The 18,657-nt window shown below is 58.1% G+C and carries 12 protein-coding genes and 1 pseudogene; 9 read left to right on the top strand and 4 right to left on the bottom strand.

Going from position 1 to position 18,657, the window contains the following annotated elements; genetic code table 11:
• Positions 1–265 precede the first annotated feature (265 nt).
• From HYG82_RS25030 to HYG82_RS25020, 3 genes are all read right to left on the bottom strand, one after another.
• A complete protein-coding gene (locus HYG82_RS25030) occupies positions 266–2,803 on the bottom strand; it encodes a beta-mannosidase (protein ID WP_179259840.1) in 2,538 nt (845 codons plus the stop codon).
• 864 nt (positions 2,804–3,667) lie between these two features.
• Positions 3,668–4,462: an IclR family transcriptional regulator gene (locus tag HYG82_RS25025; RefSeq protein WP_179259839.1), complete on the bottom strand. Its 795-nt coding sequence runs from the start codon at positions 4,460–4,462 to the stop codon at positions 3,668–3,670.
• Positions 4,463–4,569: 107 nt separating this feature from the next.
• A complete protein-coding gene (locus HYG82_RS25020) occupies positions 4,570–5,643 on the bottom strand; it encodes a Gfo/Idh/MocA family protein (protein WP_179259838.1) in 1,074 nt (357 codons plus the stop codon).
• Positions 5,644–6,427: 784 nt separating this feature from the next.
• Between HYG82_RS25020 and HYG82_RS25015 the strand changes: the two genes are divergently transcribed.
• The 6 genes from HYG82_RS25015 (at position 6,428) to HYG82_RS24990 (ending at position 12,737) form a co-directional block, all read left to right on the top strand.
• Positions 6,428–8,095, top strand: a complete 1,668-nt coding sequence (locus HYG82_RS25015; RefSeq protein WP_179259837.1) for an ABC transporter substrate-binding protein — start codon at positions 6,428–6,430, stop codon at positions 8,093–8,095.
• 68 nt (positions 8,096–8,163) lie between these two features.
• Positions 8,164–9,162 (top strand): ABC transporter permease, encoded by a 999-nt coding sequence (locus tag HYG82_RS25010; RefSeq protein ID WP_179259836.1) that lies wholly within the window; start codon positions 8,164–8,166, stop codon positions 9,160–9,162.
• Positions 9,149–10,174 (top strand): ABC transporter permease, encoded by a 1,026-nt coding sequence (locus HYG82_RS25005; RefSeq protein ID WP_179259835.1) that lies wholly within the window; start codon positions 9,149–9,151, stop codon positions 10,172–10,174. The genes HYG82_RS25010 and HYG82_RS25005 overlap by 14 nt, the downstream gene beginning before the upstream one ends.
• Entirely contained in the window at positions 10,174–11,247 is a 1,074-nt protein-coding gene (locus HYG82_RS25000; RefSeq protein WP_179259834.1) for an ABC transporter ATP-binding protein, read from the top strand. The genes HYG82_RS25005 and HYG82_RS25000 overlap by 1 nt, the downstream gene beginning before the upstream one ends.
• Complete coding sequence (locus tag HYG82_RS24995; RefSeq protein WP_179259833.1) at positions 11,244–12,290, top strand: oligopeptide/dipeptide ABC transporter ATP-binding protein; 1,047 nt, start codon at positions 11,244–11,246, stop codon at positions 12,288–12,290. The genes HYG82_RS25000 and HYG82_RS24995 overlap by 4 nt, the downstream gene beginning before the upstream one ends.
• 216 nt (positions 12,291–12,506) lie before the next feature.
• Positions 12,507–12,737, top strand: coding sequence for a hypothetical protein (locus HYG82_RS24990; RefSeq protein WP_179259832.1), 231 nt, complete (start codon positions 12,507–12,509; stop codon positions 12,735–12,737).
• Here the strand turns inward: HYG82_RS24990 and HYG82_RS24985 are convergent.
• Complete coding sequence (locus HYG82_RS24985; protein WP_179259831.1) at positions 12,704–12,982, bottom strand: hypothetical protein; 279 nt, start codon at positions 12,980–12,982, stop codon at positions 12,704–12,706. The genes HYG82_RS24990 and HYG82_RS24985 overlap by 34 nt on opposite strands.
• 56 nt (positions 12,983–13,038) lie before the next feature.
• Between HYG82_RS24985 and HYG82_RS24980 the strand changes: the two genes are divergently transcribed.
• The 3 genes and pseudogenes from HYG82_RS24980 to HYG82_RS24970 all read left to right on the top strand — a co-directional run bounded on the left by HYG82_RS24980 (position 13,039) and on the right by HYG82_RS24970 (position 18,569).
• Positions 13,039–14,301 (top strand): AGE family epimerase/isomerase, encoded by a 1,263-nt coding sequence (locus HYG82_RS24980; protein ID WP_179259830.1) that lies wholly within the window; start codon positions 13,039–13,041, stop codon positions 14,299–14,301.
• 1,605 nt (positions 14,302–15,906) lie between these two features.
• The gene (locus HYG82_RS24975) at positions 15,907–16,968 is read left to right on the top strand and encodes a zinc-dependent alcohol dehydrogenase family protein (RefSeq protein WP_179259829.1); all 1,062 of its coding nucleotides are present in this window, start codon (positions 15,907–15,909) and stop codon (positions 16,966–16,968) included.
• 593 nt (positions 16,969–17,561) lie between these two features.
• Positions 17,562–18,569 (top strand): annotated as a pseudogene (locus HYG82_RS24970) (Gfo/Idh/MocA family protein).
• Positions 18,570–18,657: the final 88 nt, after the last annotated feature.

The raw sequence follows: 18,657 nt of genomic DNA, 5'->3' as shown, positions 1-18,657 counted from the left end.
CTGTTGACACGGTCAGAGCGGTCGTCGAAGGTATCGGTCGTGGTGATGCCCTCGTGAAACATCGATATTTCGTCAGCGGTGGACCGTTTGATCTGACCGACGGCAATTATCTGACAGACTGACGCGAACACGATTCAACTCGATCGCGGCGAGATAGTGTGTAGCCGAGTACGCATTTCAGGTCGCGACGATCAAAATTTCGAACCCTCGAGTTCACTGTCCTCTCTGAGCAGCACGCACTCGTTCAGTCGACGGGCCGCTGCAGTCAATAGGTCGCTCGGAGGTGATTTACCGACAATTCTTCAGCGAGGCGGTGTTCGGTATCGTCGGGGTCACGATCGGTGTCGAACGCGACCGTGCGTTCCTCGTCGGCCGCCAGATGGAAGTAGTTGTCCGAAAACCGTCCATCCACCGACACGTCTAGTTCGACGAATAGTGCGACAGCGTCCGTACTGACCGTCACCTCGTTCCCGTCGACAGCGATATCCAAGATCGGTTCCGGAAGTTCGAGATGCTTATACTCCTCGAAGAACTCGAATACAGGATACGTCTCGTCGGTTCCGTCGAAGGTGACGCGAAGAAAGAGGTCTTCCACTGGGACGTCACCACCCATTCGATCGACGTCGACGGTCGCGACAGAAACGCTGTCGAGCGCTGCGATCGAAACCTGTTCGTCGACTTCGCACACGAGTTCACCGTCGAAGGTGTACGCTTCGACGGTTACGATCCCCTCGAGTGGTTCGGGCTCGTCGTTCGTAAGCCAGACGTCGACATCGTCGCCGTCATCAGTGGCTGTAGTAGAGAGCAGGACCGGTGCGTAGATGCGGCGCGCAATATGTTGGAGCGCCTTCCAGTCACCGCCGTACTCGATAGAAGACCACGATGCACAGGGCCAGAGATCGTTCAGTTGCCAGTAGAGCGTCCCCATGCAGTAGGGTTTCGATCGTCGCCAGTGTTCGACAGCAATCTTCATCGCCAGCCCCTGCTGTATCTGACTGAGATAGACGAAATCGCTGAAGCTAAACGGGATGCGAAACGATGCTGCCATCCGTTGGAGGATCGTCCGGTTCCCCCGTTCGTTTCGCTGATGATGCTCCATCAACGGCGCGGTCGGATTAAGCTCGTCGGCAGGAAGAACCGAGGAGAGGACGTCGACCGACGGAAACGACTGATATCCGAACTCGGAGACGAACCGCGGTTCGACCGTCTCGTATTCCTCGAAATCCGCACCGTCGTGCCAGACGTCCCAGTAGTGCAGGTCGCCCGTGTTTGTCTGGTGGGGATCTTTCATCCCGAAGCCGCTCGACGGCGAGCCCGGCCAGTACGTTCGCGTCTCATCCTCCTCGGTAACGGCGTTTCCGATCACGTCGTAAAACAACGTTTCGAAGTCATCCGTCAGTTGATCCAATTCGTCGACTTCGTTGAACCAGCTTTGGAGACCCATCTCTACCTCGTTGTTACCACACCAAAGCGCGATCGATGGGTGATCAGCTAGCCGGCGAACCTGGTACCTGACCTCCGCTTCGACGGAATCGAGATACTTCTCATCGCTGGGGTACAGGGCGCAAGCGAACATGAAGTCTTGCCAGACGAGGAGCCCCCGCTCGTCGCATGCCTCGTAGAAGCTGTCGCGCTCATAGTAGCCACCTCCCCAGACGCGAATCATGTTCATGTTGGCGTCTACAGCGCTGTCGAGCAATGACTCGTACCGCTCGCGGTTGACCCGTCCGTACAATGCGTCCGCCGGAATCCAGTTGGCTCCCTTCGCGAAAACTGGGGTCCCGTTGACTTCGAACGTAAACGATTCGCCGGTGCCGTCTTGGTCGGATTCACGAACGAGTTCGAGATCACGGAAGCCGATGCGAGTAGTCACCTCGTGAACAGGATCGGGAGGAACCGGCGTGTCAGCCGACTTCACGGAGCGGTTGGCCGTTTCTTTGTCAGTATCGGACGGCACCGACTCGGTTTCTGTGTCGACGATTACGGTGAGGTCATAGAGCGGCTGATCGCCGTACCCGTTTGGCCACCAAAGGTCGGGATCAAAGACGTCGAGTCTCACCGTAACCTCGTTGTCTCCCTCCGCAACGCTGATAACTTCGCGTACCGTCACGTCGGCGACTTCTGCTGCGAGTACCAATTTTCCATCCGTCGGCGCGTCGATGCCAACAGTTACGTCGAGGCCGACGCCGTCACTGCGGTGGTCCTGTCTGGTCTTCGTATACTCGATCCGCGCCTCGGAATAGGCGAGGAGTTCGATATCCCGCCAGATACCGACGGTTGGAAGGCACGGACCCCAGTCCCACCCGTAATGACACTGAGCTTTTCGAATGAAGTTTCGACCCGGCTGGTCGTTCGGGTACCGGAGCGTCGGAACCGGGTAATCGTGGCTCTCCGAGTAACGCGTACTGTATTTGACAGGGGAGTGAAATGTGATTTCCACCTGATTTTTCCCGGGCATGAGAGCGTCGCTGACGTCGAACTCGTACTTACGGTGCATGTTAGCGACTTCGCCGACGATTTCACCGTTGATGCGAATCGTCGCGACCGTATCGAGACCGGCACACTGCAGGCGGATACAGTCTTCATCGAGAAATGCGTCGTCGAGAATCACGGATCGTCGATACACCCAATCAGATTCACCGATCCACTGCAAGTCGAGTTCGTTATCGGCGTCGTATGGATCTGGAATCTCGTCTGCGTTGCGGAGGTCCGTGTACACTCCGCCAGGAACCGACGCTTCAAGCCATCGATCAGCATCCGACTCCCGGAACTCCCAACTGCCGTTGAGCGACTCTACCCGCATATAGTTCACTTCGACCGTAGGGAATAATAATGCTACCGGTACCCGTATCGAAATTCGCGACTTGCTCTCTGCTGAAAACAGCAACTGGACCCGATATTTCTCAAGGACTGTCAGGACGAGGCTTGCACGGAAGATAGCCTGTTCGGCAAAACGTCCAGCGAGGCGATCAAAACTGTCTGAGAGAACACGGTGAAAGGACCCGTGTGACGTCACCTGTTTTTTTACGCTGGATTGGTCTGAACTCCGGGAGTGCGTGTCTTATTTCTGACATTGCCATCTCGACCATATCGGCGACCTGAAAATCGTCTCGGTGCGTGCATCTGGTTGTGGATCGCTCACAGGGCAGATAAGCGACAGTCTCAGGAAACGGTTCTGGCCGCACACGAAGAAGAGTGCTAGTCTCCGATCGATTCAGCGGGAAATCTTTGGCGAGCATTTTCCAGCATCCTCTCGCCACCTCCAGTAATGACTAGCCTCCGCTGCAGGGTCGTTTGAAGGGGTTGATTTCCCGAAGCACCGCCGGTACTCTATCGCCGGCAGTTCCTGACGTTTGATAGTGGCAAACGAGATTGAATTATCATCGTCGGGCGTTTTCTGGCGCTGACACCAGAACCAGGTTCGATTCGAAGCGAGCAGGCTTCAGCGTTAAACCGTCCAGTGAGAGCCGACAACGAATAACCACAGGTTTTCGCAAAGTGGTGATCAGTTCCTGAGCAGTTTCCGATGATCAAACGTCACGGATCCGAGCACGGAGTCATTTGACGAGTCCGTCGCCAGTCCTCAGACGAGAACACGAGGCGAGATTCTCTTTACACACCTACTATTGTAATAAGACCCGTAGCATCCGAGAGGACCGCGATTTACTCAGCGTACGTCCGTCCACTCGGAGTACGTGGTGTTGATCTCGACGACGCCAGCGACGTTCTGTAGCTGATTCGGCACGTCGGTGCGAAACCGCTCTTCGGCCATCCGGTCGGTCGGCGCAGAAATGCTGAGTGCACCGAACAGTTCGCTCTCCGTGGTGCTGATAGCGGCAGCGACGCACCGGTACCCTTTGTATCGTTCTTCGTCGTCAAATCCGACGCCCAGATCACGGATCTCCTCGAGTTCTATCCGGAGCTCGCCGGGATCGGTAATCGTCCGTTCGGTGTAGGATGGAAACGATATCTCGTCGAGGAAGGCGTCGATTTCAGCATCCGACAGTTCAGCCAGGAATACTTTGCCGGCTGCAGTGCAGTGCAGTTCTTCGGTGCTACCCACGTGCGTGATCGGCTCATCGACGCGATCGCCGGTCGCTTGATAGAGCGTGATAACGGACCCGTTGCGTTCAACGATGAGTCGCGCCTGCTCGCCCGTCTCATGTGCGAGTTCATCGACGACGTCCTTTCCGAGATGATAGAGGCGTTCGCGTTCGCGGACCTGACCGCCAAGTGTAAGAAACCGAAGACTGAGCTGATATTCACCGTCTACTTTGTCGAGATAGTCGTGTTTGACCAGCGTCGTCACGTAGTGATGAACAGTGCTTTTGGAGCGATCCAGTTCCTTCGTGATCTCCGTCACACCAGCCCGCTCCTTTCGGCGGATGACCTCGATGACCTCCAACGCGGACTCGACGGATTGGATCGTCTTTCCGCGACCGCCGGTTGATTCTTCTGGCATATCTTCCTTTAGGAACCACTGACTGTTAAGGATATCCAACTATTCGACGGCGGTCGAAAAACGAGGGCAGGTACCCGCCAGCACCCATGAAGGGGATATACGGTACATCAGCGACTTGCCTGATAGATTCGGTCGATAGCACGCTGCACTTCGAGTGCCTGCTCGACGTTCGTCATCTCCGGTCGCTGACCAGACCTGACCGCTTCGAGAAACGTCTCCAGTTCGTCACGGTATGGATCGTTCGACGGGACGATGACTTCGCTATCGACGAAGTGGTCACATCGTCTCGAGCGCGTCTCGTAGAGTCGAAGGTCGTTCCGCTGCTCGACCTCCGGTTCGACTTCCTCGAGCGTGTTCGTGATATCGACCGACATACCCGCTTCCGTCCCTCGAAATCGATAACTGTGTGAGGACGCTACGTTTGCGGCCCACGCCACCTGGATGTTCGCAGTCGTTCCGGAGTCGAACTCACAAAACGCTGTAACAGAGTCCTCTACGTCGTATAATTTGCCCCGGTCGTCTTCCCCCCACATGTGGAGATAGCTGTAATCGTCGTGCTGGCCGAAATCTGACCGCGACGTTGCCATCGTCTGCGCCAGCGTCGGCCAGTCAGTCCAGAAGAAAAGCAAGTCGAGTAGGTGAGCACCAATATCGATCAGTGCGCCACCACCGGCGATGTCCTGTGACGTATACCACGTTCCCCGACCGGGAATCCCGCGCCGTCGCACGAACTGGGCATCGATATGTGTGATTTCGCCGAGATACCCCTCCTCGATATAGGATTTGGCAACCTGACAGACGCGCCGGAAGCGGTGGTGGAATCCGACCATGCAAACGTTTTCGGTCCGGTCAGCGACGTCAGCGATGCGCTCTGCACTCTCTACGTTGTGCGCAAGCGGTTTCTCGAGCAAGATATCGTGGCCGGTTTCGAGTGCGTCAATGGCAGCCGTCTCGTGAAACTTATTTGGGGTTGAGATGATGATCGCGTCCAGGTCCTGATCGTATAACTCGTCGAGAGACTCGAATATCGTAGCATCGTATTGCTCTTGGAACGCTTGTCTCGCCGATGTGTCTGCGTCGACTCCATACACTTCGTGGCCGAGTTCGCTGAGGATATCCACGTGGTTTGTCCCGTGTGGCCCTAACCCGACGATGCCGACCATGAGCGTCGTGTCCTCCATATTAATTGTGAGCTTGGTTGCTAATGATAAATCGTTTCCGGTAGTTTATTTTTATAAGATTCGTGTCTCTTGTCGAGAGGACGTGTCGAAGCCGGGCCTATTCGATATCTACCTATCTGTCCGACATCGCTGGAATACGACTAGGGCCCGGTCGAATCGTCGGCACACCTGTTTCACCTGGTCAAACGAACTGGGTTCGCCGTCGCGACCGGATACGTTTTACTGGAGACTGACGCCCCAAAGCGCGTTCGCTGTTCAGTCCAGCGTCAATCGCTTGCACTGCTTTATGACAGAATGCGATGAAAGGATTCGGCCGACGTTCACCAGCCATTCCGTTTGCTATCGTCAAATGACGTCGCAGACCTATCGAATTGTACTGATTTTTGTTGTGCACGCACAGCGTGTCGAAATCCCTCGTCCTCGCACATGTACGTTCGATGGGTGCCGGAGTAGCACTGCAGTTTTCGAGTAGCTGAACGAAATAGATGAACCGTGCCGTCTCGAAAACCCGTTCGGCTTTCTTCCGATCGGCTTTCTGCGGTACCGTCGCACGAGTGCTTCGGAGGCATGTCGAAGTATATCGATATGATTCGCTATCGAATCGGTATAGATTATTTCTAACGATTGCTAATGTACCTGCTTGATAGCATAGTTTTATTATCTTACAGTATAAGTATCATGGTGGACAATGAGAGATAAAGGCAATGACTATACCAGTTACATCGACAGACGTGTATTCCTGAGAGCGGCTGGTGTCTCAGGTGCCGCCGCGCTCGGTGGCTGTATGGGTGGGAACGCAAGCGGTAGCACCCACATCAGCTATACGAATCAAGTGCCGACAAAGATACAGTACAATCCCAGTAATCCGACCAGTTATTCGCAAATTTCGCATTACCTCCTCTTCGACCGGTTCGCGAATTTCAATTTCGCAAAAGGGGAGTTCGAACCGTACCTCATTCAGGACTGGCGGTCCGAGGGTGGGACGTTCGAATTAATTCTCCGGGACGGCGTCACCTGGGAGGACGGTGATGACGTTACTGCCGGTGACGTTGCAACGCAACTTCGTCTCGCGATGCTGAATGGCGGAGCGATCGACAAGTTCACGGACACCATCGACGCTCCGGACGATCAGACGGTCGTTCTCAATCTCAGCGGCGACGTCAATCCCCAGATCGTGGAGTTCAACGTTCTGGGTCAGCGGTTTATGACGCAAAAGGAGAGCGAATTCGGAAAGTACGTCGACCAGTTCGAGGACGACCCCGAAGCGGCACAATCAGAGATACAGGAGTTCGCCTATCAGGACGTTATCGCGAGCGGGCCGTTTACGCTCTCAGAACGAGGAAATCAGCAACTCCTCTTAGAAAAGCGAGACGATCATCCGGACTCGGACAACAGTAACTTCGACGAGGTGGCGTTTCGATACCTCGATGGGAACACTGCGGTCCACAACGAGATTGGGGCGAACAACCTCGATTCGGTTTACTCTGTGTTCGCTCCTCCGAGTGTCGTAAGTAACTTCCCGGATCACATCCAGATGGAGACCATCCCCGGAAAAACCGGCTACGGTCTTATTCCGCAACACGACCACAAACACGCGGGAGATAGAGCTGTGCGTCAAGCCATCGCGCACGTGCTCGACCGAGAGACCATCGTCAAAAATGTCGGCGAAACGCTAAAGCAGGTTCCACCGATTCCGATGGGGATTCCGTCCGACGATCAGGAACGGTGGATCGGCGACGTCTCCGATTCATTCGACGACTACGGTGCGGATGCACAACAGACTGACGAGGCTACCCAAATCCTTCGGGATGCCGGCTACTCTCAGGAAAATGGCATCTGGGTCGACAGTGACGAAGAGACGGTTACGCTTCCCGTGACGGTCCCGTCCGGGTGGAGCGACTGGGTCACCGCAACGCAGACAATCGTCGATCAACTGACTGGCTTCGGGTTCGAATCACAGGTCGACTCACGGAACTTCAGCGCGCTGAACGGAACGGCATGGCCAAACGGGGACTTCGTCCTCTCCGCCGGCGGGTGGCTCCCAGGCGGCGGTCGTGCTGCATACCCCTACTTCTCACTCCAGCACATGCTGCTCGAGCACTACCGGAACTTCACGTACAATTACATCCCGGCAAATTCCAACCGCGGGGGAAGCAACGGGGACGTCACTGTCCCGTCCCGAGCCGGTTCAGGGACGATGACGGTCAATCCGAATGACCGACTGTCGGAATTATCCGAGACGGCACAGGACGAAACGATTCAGGAGATTATCACCGAACAGGCCTGGGTGACTAACGTCGATTTGCCCATGATCCCCGTCATGGAAAAGCAAGAGCAGACATTCCTCGCGACCGACGAGTGGACCGTTCCCGAACAGGGTGCCGACGTTTCACAGGTCCGGTGGGCCAATTCGTGGCTTATACGGCAGGGCGAACTCCAGTACGACGGCTGAGAGACCGAGGAGGAAACAAGCTGATGTCTAACCGAAAAATCAACTAAAATCATAATGAATGAATAGCAATGAATTCGTACTATATTAAACGAACGGGGCGTGCAGTGTTCACGCTGTGGGTCACTGCGACGATCACCTTCGGGTTGATTCGGGCGATTCCCGGCGGTCCGTTGGAGATGCTCAGGGCCCGACTGGTCCGACAGGGCGTCGACCCGGCGCGAATCGACGCCATCATCCAATCTCGACAGCAGGAGAGTCAACCGATTTACGTCGAGTACTACGAGTACGTGTCATCTCTCCTGTCTGGAAATCTAGGACAATCGTTTTTTTACAGGCAGCCAGTTTCCGACATCATCACTGACGCGCTCCCGTGGACGGTATTTGTCATGGTGACAGCGACGATCATCCTGTTCGTGATCGCCGTCGTCTGGGGTGCACTAATGGCATACAACGAAGGGTCCAGATTCGACACGGTCTCGAGCAGCCTTTCGATTCTGCTGTCGTCGATCCCCTTCTACGTGCTCGGGATGCTGTTCGTGGTCGTGTTCTCGTACAAGCTGGGCGTCTTTCCGGCGCGGTACCGGACGAGCCCGGGTGTCTCCCCCGGACTATCGCTTGCGTTCGTCTCGGACGCCCTGTACCACGCGGCCCTGCCGATCGCATCGATCGTGATCACGCAGGCCGGCCTCCAGACCCTCGCGATGCGGGGCAATAGCATTCAGGTTCTCGGCGAGGACTACGTCAGGGTCGCTCGACTGCGCGGACTATCCGACCGCCGGATCGCCGTCAGGTACGTCGGCCAAAACGCGATTCTGCCGATGTACACCGGCTTCTTGACGCTCATCGGGTTCAACCTCGGTGGATCGGTAATCCTGGAGGAGGTTTTCACGTACACCGGGATCGGCTACTATATGTTCGAAGCCCTCATCAACCGTGACTATCCGCTCATGATGGGTATCTTCCTCGTCATCACGACCGCGCTCGTCCTGTCGGTGTACATCGCCGACCTGACGTACGGGCTGGTCGATCCGCGGGTCAAATCGGGTGATTCCAGTGAAGCATACTGACGCAGACAGCGGCTCGGAGCAGGAGTTCTCGTTCGGCACAGCCCAGTCCGACGTCGACGTGACGACGGCGGACCGCCTTCGCGACTTCTATCGGGAGTTTATCTACAAACCGGGACTGGTCGCATGGGAGGATCGCCGAACGCGTATCGGTTCGGTCATCCTGGCCGTGTACGTCTTCATTGGCACTGTCGGCGCGTGGCTCTACCGAGCGCCGAGTACGAATCAGTCGGCACGGGGACTTCGACCGTTTGTAACCGTGGAGGCACCGCTTGGGACGACCCGCTCCGGTGAGGACGTCCTTGCCATGGCGATCCACGCAACGCCCGAGATGCTCGTGATGATCCTGTCCGGTGGCATCTTCGCAACCGGTCTCGCCGTCCTGATCGGGACGGTTGCGGGATACAAGGGTGGAACGACGGATCGCGTTCTAACGACGTTCTCAGACGTCACAATGTCTATTCCGGGGCTTCCGCTCATCATGGTACTTGCGGTCGTCATTTCGCCGGAGCGAGCCGTCGTGATCGGTATCCTCATCACGATCAACTACTGGGCGGGGCTCGCTCGATCCATCCGCTCGCAGGTGCTGACCATTCGCGAACACGCCTACGTAGAAGCATCGCGAACGATGGGAGTGAGCACGCCCAGGATACTGCTGAAAGACGTCATCCCGAACATCATGCCGTACGTGCTCGTGAATTTCGCAAACGCCGCACGATACGTCGTCTTCGCGTCAGTCGGCCTCTACTATCTGGGCATCCTCCCGACATCGGTCGATAACTGGGGGATTCAATTGAACAACGCCTACAGCCAAGAGGGAGCACTCAGCGGCGGCGACACGATGTATCAGCTCGTCGTCCCCATGCTCGCGATCATGTTTCTCGCGCTCGGTCTCATCCTGCTCGCGCAGGGGATGGACCGAGTGTTCAACCCGCGTGTTCGGACTCGTCTCGCCGGCGAATCCGAATCGACGACGGACGACGACACTGCTGCGCCCACTGAGGTGATGACCTGATGGTAATCGATCAACGTCCGGATGACCAGGTGTACAGTGTCGACGATCCGATCGTCGAGATACGCGACGCGGCCGTAACCTACGACGAGGGCGACTCCTACGTCCTCGATCACGTCTCGCTCGACCTCGAGCGCGGCGAGATTCTCGGTATCGTCGGCGAGAGCGGTTCCGGGAAGTCGATGCTCGCTTCGTCGTTGCTCGATGCCGTCCCGTCCCCAGGTCGTCTAACGGGTGAGATCACGTACTACCCCGAGGACGACGATCCGGTCGACGTTCTGGGGCTGGGGAACGACGAGCTCCGGTCGCTTCGCTGGGCGGACATCTCGATGGTGTTCCAGGGTGCGATGAACTCGTTCAATCCGACGATGGATCTCCGGACGCACTTCGAGGAGACGCTGCGGGCCCACGACGCCGACCTGGACGCGGGACTCGAGCGGGCCGCGGAGCTGCTGCGGGATCTCCATCTCGAGCCGGAGCGCGTCCTCGGCTCCTATCCCCACGAGTTGAGCGGTGGGATGCAACAGCGCGCCCTGATCGCGCTCAGCCTCGTCCTCGAGCCGGATGTGCTGGTGATGGACGAGCCGACGGCGGCGCTCGACCTGCTGATGCAGCGGTCGATCCAGTTGTTGCTGGCCGACCTGCAGGAGAAGTACACCCTCACGATGGTGTTCATCACACACGACCTGCCGCTCGTCGCCGGCCTGGCCGACCGAATGGCCATCATGTACGCGTTTCGACTCGTGGAGATCGGTGAGACCCGTGACATCGTCGAGAACCCGGGTCACCCGTATACGCGCGCGCTGCTCAATTCGACGCCGAATCTCGACGCGCCGCTGTCGGAGATGCGACCGATCGAGGGGCAGAGCCCCGCTCCGGTCACCATGCCGTCCGGCTGCACCTACCACCCGCGGTGTCCGCTGGCGACCGAGGAGTGTCGAACCGAGGTACCTGACTACCACGAGGTCGGAGCGGGCCACGGCTCGGCCTGTTATCACTGGCAGGAGTCGGCCGACGAGGTGCCGCTCGTCTACGAGGAGTCGTTAGACAACGTCGTCGGTGGTGAGGGCCGATGAGTTCCGACCCGCTCGTCTCGCTCGAGGGCGTCGAGGTTCACTTCACCGAGGAGAATTTCTTGGATTTCGATGCAGCCGAGACGGTTCATGCAGTCGATGGCGTATCGCTCGACATCGAAGAAAACGACATCGTCTCGCTCGTCGGCGAAAGCGGCTGTGGCAAGACGACGCTCGGCAAGACGGCGATCGGTCTCCAGCGCCCCACTGGCGGGACGGTCGCGTATCGTGGTGAGGATATCTGGGCGATTCGTGACGGCGACGCCAACACCGACACGGAGTGGGCAGACGTTCGCACGTCGCTCCAGATCATCCACCAGGATCCCGGTGCATCGCTCAACCCCAACCGGCGGCTCGTCTCGATCCTCTCGGAACCGCTCCGGCAGGTCAACCCGGAACTCAGCCGGTCGGAGAAGCGCGGCCGGATCTACTCGCTGCTCGAGCGCGTCGGCATGAACCCGCCGGCGGACTTCGCGGAGCGGTATCCCCATCAGCTGTCTGGCGGCGAAAAGCAACGCGTCGCGCTCTGTCGCGCGCTGTTGATGAACCCAGACGTCATCCTCGCCGACGAGGCGATCAGCGCCCTGGACGTTTCTCTGCGGGTCGAGATGATGGATCTCATGCTTGACCTGCAAGACGAGTTCGACACGTCCTACATCTTCGTCTCGCACGATCTCTCGAACGCGAGATACTTCTCCGTCCACGGCGGCGGGAAGATCGGCGTGATGTACCTCGGCGAACTCGTCGAGATCGGACCAGCCGAGGACGTGATCGATGATCCCCAGCATCCCTACACGAACGTCCTCCGCTGGGCGACGCCGGACCTGACGCTGCGAGAGACCGGCGAGCCGCCGATGCGGAGGATCGACATTCCCGACCCGGTGAATCCGCCGAGCGGCTGTCGGTTCCACACCCGCTGTCCGAAGGCGACCGAGGTCTGCCGCCGGGAACCGCCTGCCGACTACCAGCACGGCGAGCAGACGGTCGCCTGCTTCCGCGAAGACGACGCTCACGAGTACTGGGAGAGCCCCGAACTCACGGACTGACCTGCGTCGTGTCAGTCAGTCCGACCAGGTGACCGTCACAGGCTCCCGGTCCCGGCTACCGGTATCGGACGTTTTCCCGTGGTCGTCACGCCTTCCGTTCCTGGTGGTCGTCACGCCTTCCGTTCCTGGTGGTCGTCACGGACTCGCGACTGCTGACCGTTGTACGCCCGGGACGCGGTGGAAAAGCTTAATCCGCTGACGGTACAGATCGTGAACATGTCCTGGAAAGAGATGCTCTTGTCGCTCGCTCGCGACTACCAGACGCAACTCGGGGTTCTGTGGCTGTTCCTCGTGTTCATGCTGGTCCTCACGGCGATCACCCTGCTGTTCGGCGAGCGCGGGACCCGGTCGTACACGCTCGCCGCGTTCAACCTCGTCCTCATCCTCGCCGTCGGGTCGATCGTCAGCGTCGCCTACTGGGGGAGCGTTCGCCGAGCCGCTCGCTGAGAGGTATCGTACACGAGGGGTCGAACCGGGGTGACCGTCTCGAGGCCGGCGCGTTTCCGTCTCGCCGCTAGCGCGTTTCCGTCTCGAGGCCGGCGCGTTTCCGTCTCGAGGCCGGCGCGTTTCCGTCTCGCCGCTGGCGCGCTCACGTCGCCAGCCGCGTGCCGGAGTGGTTCAATCACGTCCCCGTCCTCGAGGACGTCCACCCTGACGATTCGTCGGCGTAGCGGGTTCTCGTACGGGCCCACAGGCCATCGCCGGGACCAGTATTGTTATGACCGTATATGTATTATTTTAACACACGATGGCAGAGTTAGCGACTTGTAAAGACGAGTATCGCTCGTCGCTCGAACGGACGCTGACGGACAACGTGCTCGATTTCTGGTTTCCGCGCAGCGTGGACGACCAGCACGGCGGCTTCCTCACCAGCTACGACGAATGCGGCGAGTTCGCCGGTAATAGTGCCAAACAGATCGTCACACAGGCGCGCATGGTCTGGCTGACCGCTCGCCTCGCTCGAGAGGGATATGGCGAGGAGTACCGCGAGCTCGCGGACCACGGCCTCGCGTTCCTGCTCGAGGAGCTGTGGGACGCGGACGACGGCGGCTTCGTGTGGGAGGTCGAGCGCGACGGCACGACCCGGAAACCCAACAAACACCTGTACGGCCAGTCATTCGGCCTCTACGCGCTCTCTGAGTACTATCGGGCTACCGGGGACGAGGAGGCTGCCGACCACGCTCACGAACTCGTCGCGTTACTGGACGAACACGCCAAGGACGACGAACACGGCGGGTACGTCGAGTACTTCTCACCCGAGTGGAAACCGATCACGACGGGTCAGACGTACCTCGAGAACATCGAACCGGACTGGTCTCCCAAGGAGTCGGGGGAGAGCGTCCTCGACCCCACGCTGAAGCTAATGAACACGCACCTCCACCTCATGGAGGCGTTCACGACCTACTACGAGGCGTTCGGCACCGATCGCGGACGCGACCGGCTGCACGAACTGCTCACGATTCTCACTACCACCGTCCACCGGTCGCAACGGGGGTTCTGTACGGACAAGTACAAGCCCGACTGGTCGCCCAGACTCGACGACGAGGAGTTTCGGGTCGTCTCCTACGGACACGACCTCGAGACCGTCTGGCTCGTCATGGAGGCCGCCGACGCACTCGACGTTCCCGTGAGCCTCTACCGCGAGTTTTTCGAGACGCTGTGGGACTACTCGCTCGAGTACGGCTACGACGACGAGAACGGCGGGTTCTACTTCTACGGCGGCTTCGACGAACCCGCGAGCTTCCGCGTCAAAGCCTGGTGGGTACAAGCCGAGTGCATGACCAGCGCCCTCCGGACCTACGAGTGCACCGGCGACGATCGGTATCTCGACGTCTTCGCCGAGACGTGGGACTTTCTCGATACGCACCAGATCGACCGCGAACACGGCGAATGGCACTCCGGCGTCGACGACGACCTCGAGCCCGTTGGCCGCAAAGGCGCCGTGTACAAGGCGGCATACCACAACGGCCGGGCGCTTCTCGAATGCATCGAAGCTCTTAAACGCCTCTAGGATCTTTCAGACAATCGCTGGCTGGAGGCACACCGACCGCCGAGCGTCCGCGGCGACGATGGATAGGGTCTCATCCGTTTGTTGGTTTCGACGACGAACGCTGTGCCGCGATGCCCGGGCTCACGAGTCGACAGATCGGACGTTCGTACGGTTCAACCGACAGGAGCGAGCCGTTGAGCGGTGAACGGATGCGTTCGAGATATCGGATCGTGCGTCCGGAGCGTTTCGGCGTCCGTCTCGAGAGCGTCGATGGGTGCCGCCGCCAGAGATTCCGGTGCGATTTGACCGGGTGCTCATCTTTTAGCACGTCGCCCGTCAGATACGGGAGATGGACTACTGGGGAGATCTATCTTCGGGGACGAGCGAGATGGTCTCTTCCAACGAACCGCGCGGGGAAACGGTAGTGAGAACTCTGAACTGTCCGACCGGTATTCCCCTCCACAAACTCGTTTCGAGAAAATGGCTAGCAAGCGGATTTCGGTGACGGAGTCGGGACACGCACCATTATGACGTAACCTGGGAGATGATAGACATGGATGATCGGCGACGGATCGAAGCGTTATTCCTTCCCTCATTCGTTGAATCGGGACCGAGTTTTGCGCCACCGTGGCTGAGATTCCCCCGCAAACCGAGTTGCAACGTTTCGTGATCACGCCTCATGAAAGCCGAGCAGAGACGGGGTCACTGCCCCTACGGTCGAAGTGCTCTCTTGTGAAAGTTACCCTTCAAAGCCATTGCATACGACAACGACGCACTTCGCGGTTCTGGCGCGGTGCAACTGGACCACAATTTCTCTTCAGCTTTTCCGCCTGCCATCTGAGATGGGAGTTCGGATTTACAGATTCGGCGATTGGCCTGCTGCGTCGAGCGGGTCGTAAAACAATCAGAAAAATTAGTATTTTGACTATTGGTATTAATACCAGTACTAAATAACAGGTATTAATATCAATCTAGTAAAGATGAATGTCCAGCGAACGTGTCGAATCATCAAACGTATTTCTATCCATCCTAAGGTGCGGTTTATGACGTAGTATGCCCACAAAATAAATATTATTTGTATGGTGCCGCCTATAAGTTGAAGATTCACAAGTTCTCGACGCCAAAGTTCATCAGTTCTTATTATACGCTCCGCTGGCGGGAGGGGAATGACACGTCCGTTTGTAAGCTCATAGACGCCTGAAAATGGATCTACGACGATTGCTATTCAGGAACGGATCTTCTCGGCAGATCGTCTCACAAGAGACGATCACCACCACATACGGTTTCAAATGTCTGAATTAGTATATAGCTACTTATCTGGTATAAAGTTGCCAAATTGATCGGGACTGTCGAAAAAAGCCGATATTTGTGTTTGGTTTGGGTAGCGACGAAAACCGAGACTCCGCTCATATCACCAGCGTCTCGTTGGAACACTATACGTTACGGTATGCAAACACACGGCGACTGTGTTTTGGCACCGTATCCTTAAACGACCGCTCTGTTACTGATGTAGGCCGAAAAATAGACGAATGCTCGATGGAAACGATACCAAATCAGTATTTAGTTTATGATAAGTCATGAGCGTATCGCCTATACTTTTATACCCTATGCCCTAACGGTTGGACCATGCGAGCTGCCGTCATCGAAGAACACGGTGAACCACTTGCAATCAAAGATGTTGAATATCCGGAACCGGGCCCGGATCAAATCGTCGTCGAAACCGAAGCGTGTGGAATCTGCCGCAGTGACTGGCACGCCTGGCAGGGTGACTGGAGCTGGATCGGTGCTGGCGTTCCGGAGGGACAAATTCTGGGCCACGAACCCGCGGGCATCGTTTCTGCGGTCGGTGAAGACGTCGAAACGCTCGCGGAAGGCGACCGCGTAGCCGTTCCGTTCCACCTCGGCGACGGAACCTGTCCACACTGTCTCGAGGGTCGAGCGAACAACTGCGAAACGATACTGCCGCTCGGATTGTCGGAGTTTGCACCCGGCGCATTCGCAGAAGCGTTTCCCGTTCGAGAAGCCGATTTCAACTGCGTAAAACTCCCCGAAAACGTCGGGTTCGCTGAAATGGCCGGTCTCGGTTGCCGGTTCATGACGGCCTATCACGCCCTGGCCGATCGCGCCGACCTTCGGCCCGGGGACTGGGTCGCCGTCCACGGCTGTGGGGGCGTTGGTCTCTCTGCGATCCACATCGCTCAGGCGCTCGGGGCCCACCCGATCGCGGTCGACGTTCTCGACAGCAAACTCGAGCGTGCGGCGGAACTCGGCGCAGTCGAGACGATCAACGGTGACGAAGTGGACAGCGCACCGCAGGAAGTAAAGTCGATCACAGGCGGCGGTGCCGACGTTTCGATCGATGCGCTCGGAATCGCAGAAACCTGTCAGAATTCGATTGACAGTCTCGGGACGCGCGGCAGCCACGTTCAGGTCGGACTGACGACGGGCGAAGAACAGGGTCGGATCGACCTTCCAGTTGACGTTATGACGATGATGGAAATCGACTTTCACGGCTCGTTTGGCATGCCACTGGTTCGCTACAAGGAACTGTTCAATCTGATCGCACAGGGGACCCTCGAACCCGAAAAGATCATCGGCGAAACACTGTCGCTCGACGAAGCCCCCGAAACGCTGGCCTCGATGGACGATTACGAGACGGTCGGCATTCCCGTTATTACGGAATTTTGAGTCATCGGTTCACCGCCATGTGTCGATCCGTGGTCCACGATCAGCTCCAGTTTGCCGGTCCGTTTTCCTGCCGGTGATGGCCGAGCTATCGCTGTCCAAGAGAGTCGTTTGTGTCGGCTTGAAACCCGGGCGGGCGGGAACCGCCCTGGGCGTGAGAGACATGAGCGCACTCGAAGGCGGGGGCGAGTCCACGTCCGAGCGATCCGGGCACGAATGCACGCAATCGGCGCTGTAGCACGTCGGTTGGGCCAAATGCGTACCCGACGGGGTGTTTCATCCCCGCAGGTCGGCTAATGCACGTTTCGACCATTGTTATGCAGTATGGATGCCGACAGTAGCGTCTCCAATCTCACCGCAAGTAGCGTGTAATCCAACGGTAGCCACCTGCTACGAGTGGCCGTCGGCGGATTTTCGAGTCCGCCGCAGAAGGGTGATCGGCAGATCGTTCTGTTGCTTGCCGGCCTCGTCGGCGACCAGTACGGACGGCAGTAGTCGTGTTCGAACCAGGCCGACAGCCGTTGGACCATGCGGATCCGTTCGTGCTTGCTGACGACACCTCCAGAGGGATGCGACTGCGAGCCGAACGGAGGCATATGAGCGACGGGAACGCGTTACGGCCGATTCGAATCGGTATTGTCGGTCTAGGATACATCGGGTCCACCGTCGGCGGCCAGTTTCATCGCCACCCCGATGCGACCGTCCGTGCGATCTGTGATCTCGATGCTGGCCGCCGTGCCAAAGTTGGCCGCGAGTTCGACGTTTCCGCCGACAGATGGCATGCTGAATACGGCTCCCTTCTGGATGACGAGACCGTCGACGCGGTCCCCATCGGCACGCCTCACACCCTTCACTACGAGCAAGTCGTCGCTGCCCTCGAACGCGGGTGTCACGTCTACTGTGATAAGCCGTTGACGACTGACCTGGAGCAGGCTCGCGACCTCACAGCCCGGGTGAGCGGAGTGACCGAACGGTGATGGTCGGCTACCAGCGGCACTTACGGACGGCGTTTCGGACGGCACGGAAACGGTTCGCCGATCACGACCCGAACTGGCTGTCTGCCTCGATGACACAGGGATGGGTCGACGATTCGCGAGGGACGTGGCGTCTCGAGCCTGACCTGTCCGGCGACGGGTTTCTGTACGATACGGGAAGTAACGTTCTCGATGGAGTCCTCTGGACGACCGGCCTCGAGCCGTCGACCGTCGCTGCGAGCAGGACTTCCACGTCGAGGCGGCGCGAATCGACCGCCGTTCTCACCTCGACGTGCGATTTGACAACGGCGCAACCGGGACGATTTCCCTGTATGGCGATGCGCCGTCCGTTCGCGAACGCATCCAGTTGTGGGACGACGACGGAGTGGTTTGCCTCGAAGGGACCCACTGGGCTCGCGAGAGATCGTCGAAATCGACTCCGAGGCCGGTGAATACGTCCCGTACATCGATCCCCGCTGCGAACAATCGCGTGCCGATGCATTCATCGAGAGTATCCGCCAGAGGACCGAGCCGCCGGCGACAGTCCACGATGCACGTCGAGTAACAGCGCTAACCGATGCGGCGTACGAGGCGGCCATATCTGGGGAACGGATTGCGGTGAACCGGTAGTCACGGTGTCTCCAATAGGGTGGTCACGGGTCAGTTCACGGGAAAGCGGTTATTTTTCGGAGCGATCAACTTCTCGACATCGTGTCCA

Source organism: Natrinema halophilum (assembly GCF_013402815.2).
In the GTDB taxonomy this organism is placed as follows: domain Archaea; phylum Halobacteriota; class Halobacteria; order Halobacteriales; family Natrialbaceae; genus Natrinema; species Natrinema halophilum.
Note: the sequence above shows the minus strand (reverse complement) of the source record. Positions and strands in the feature narration are given on the sequence as shown.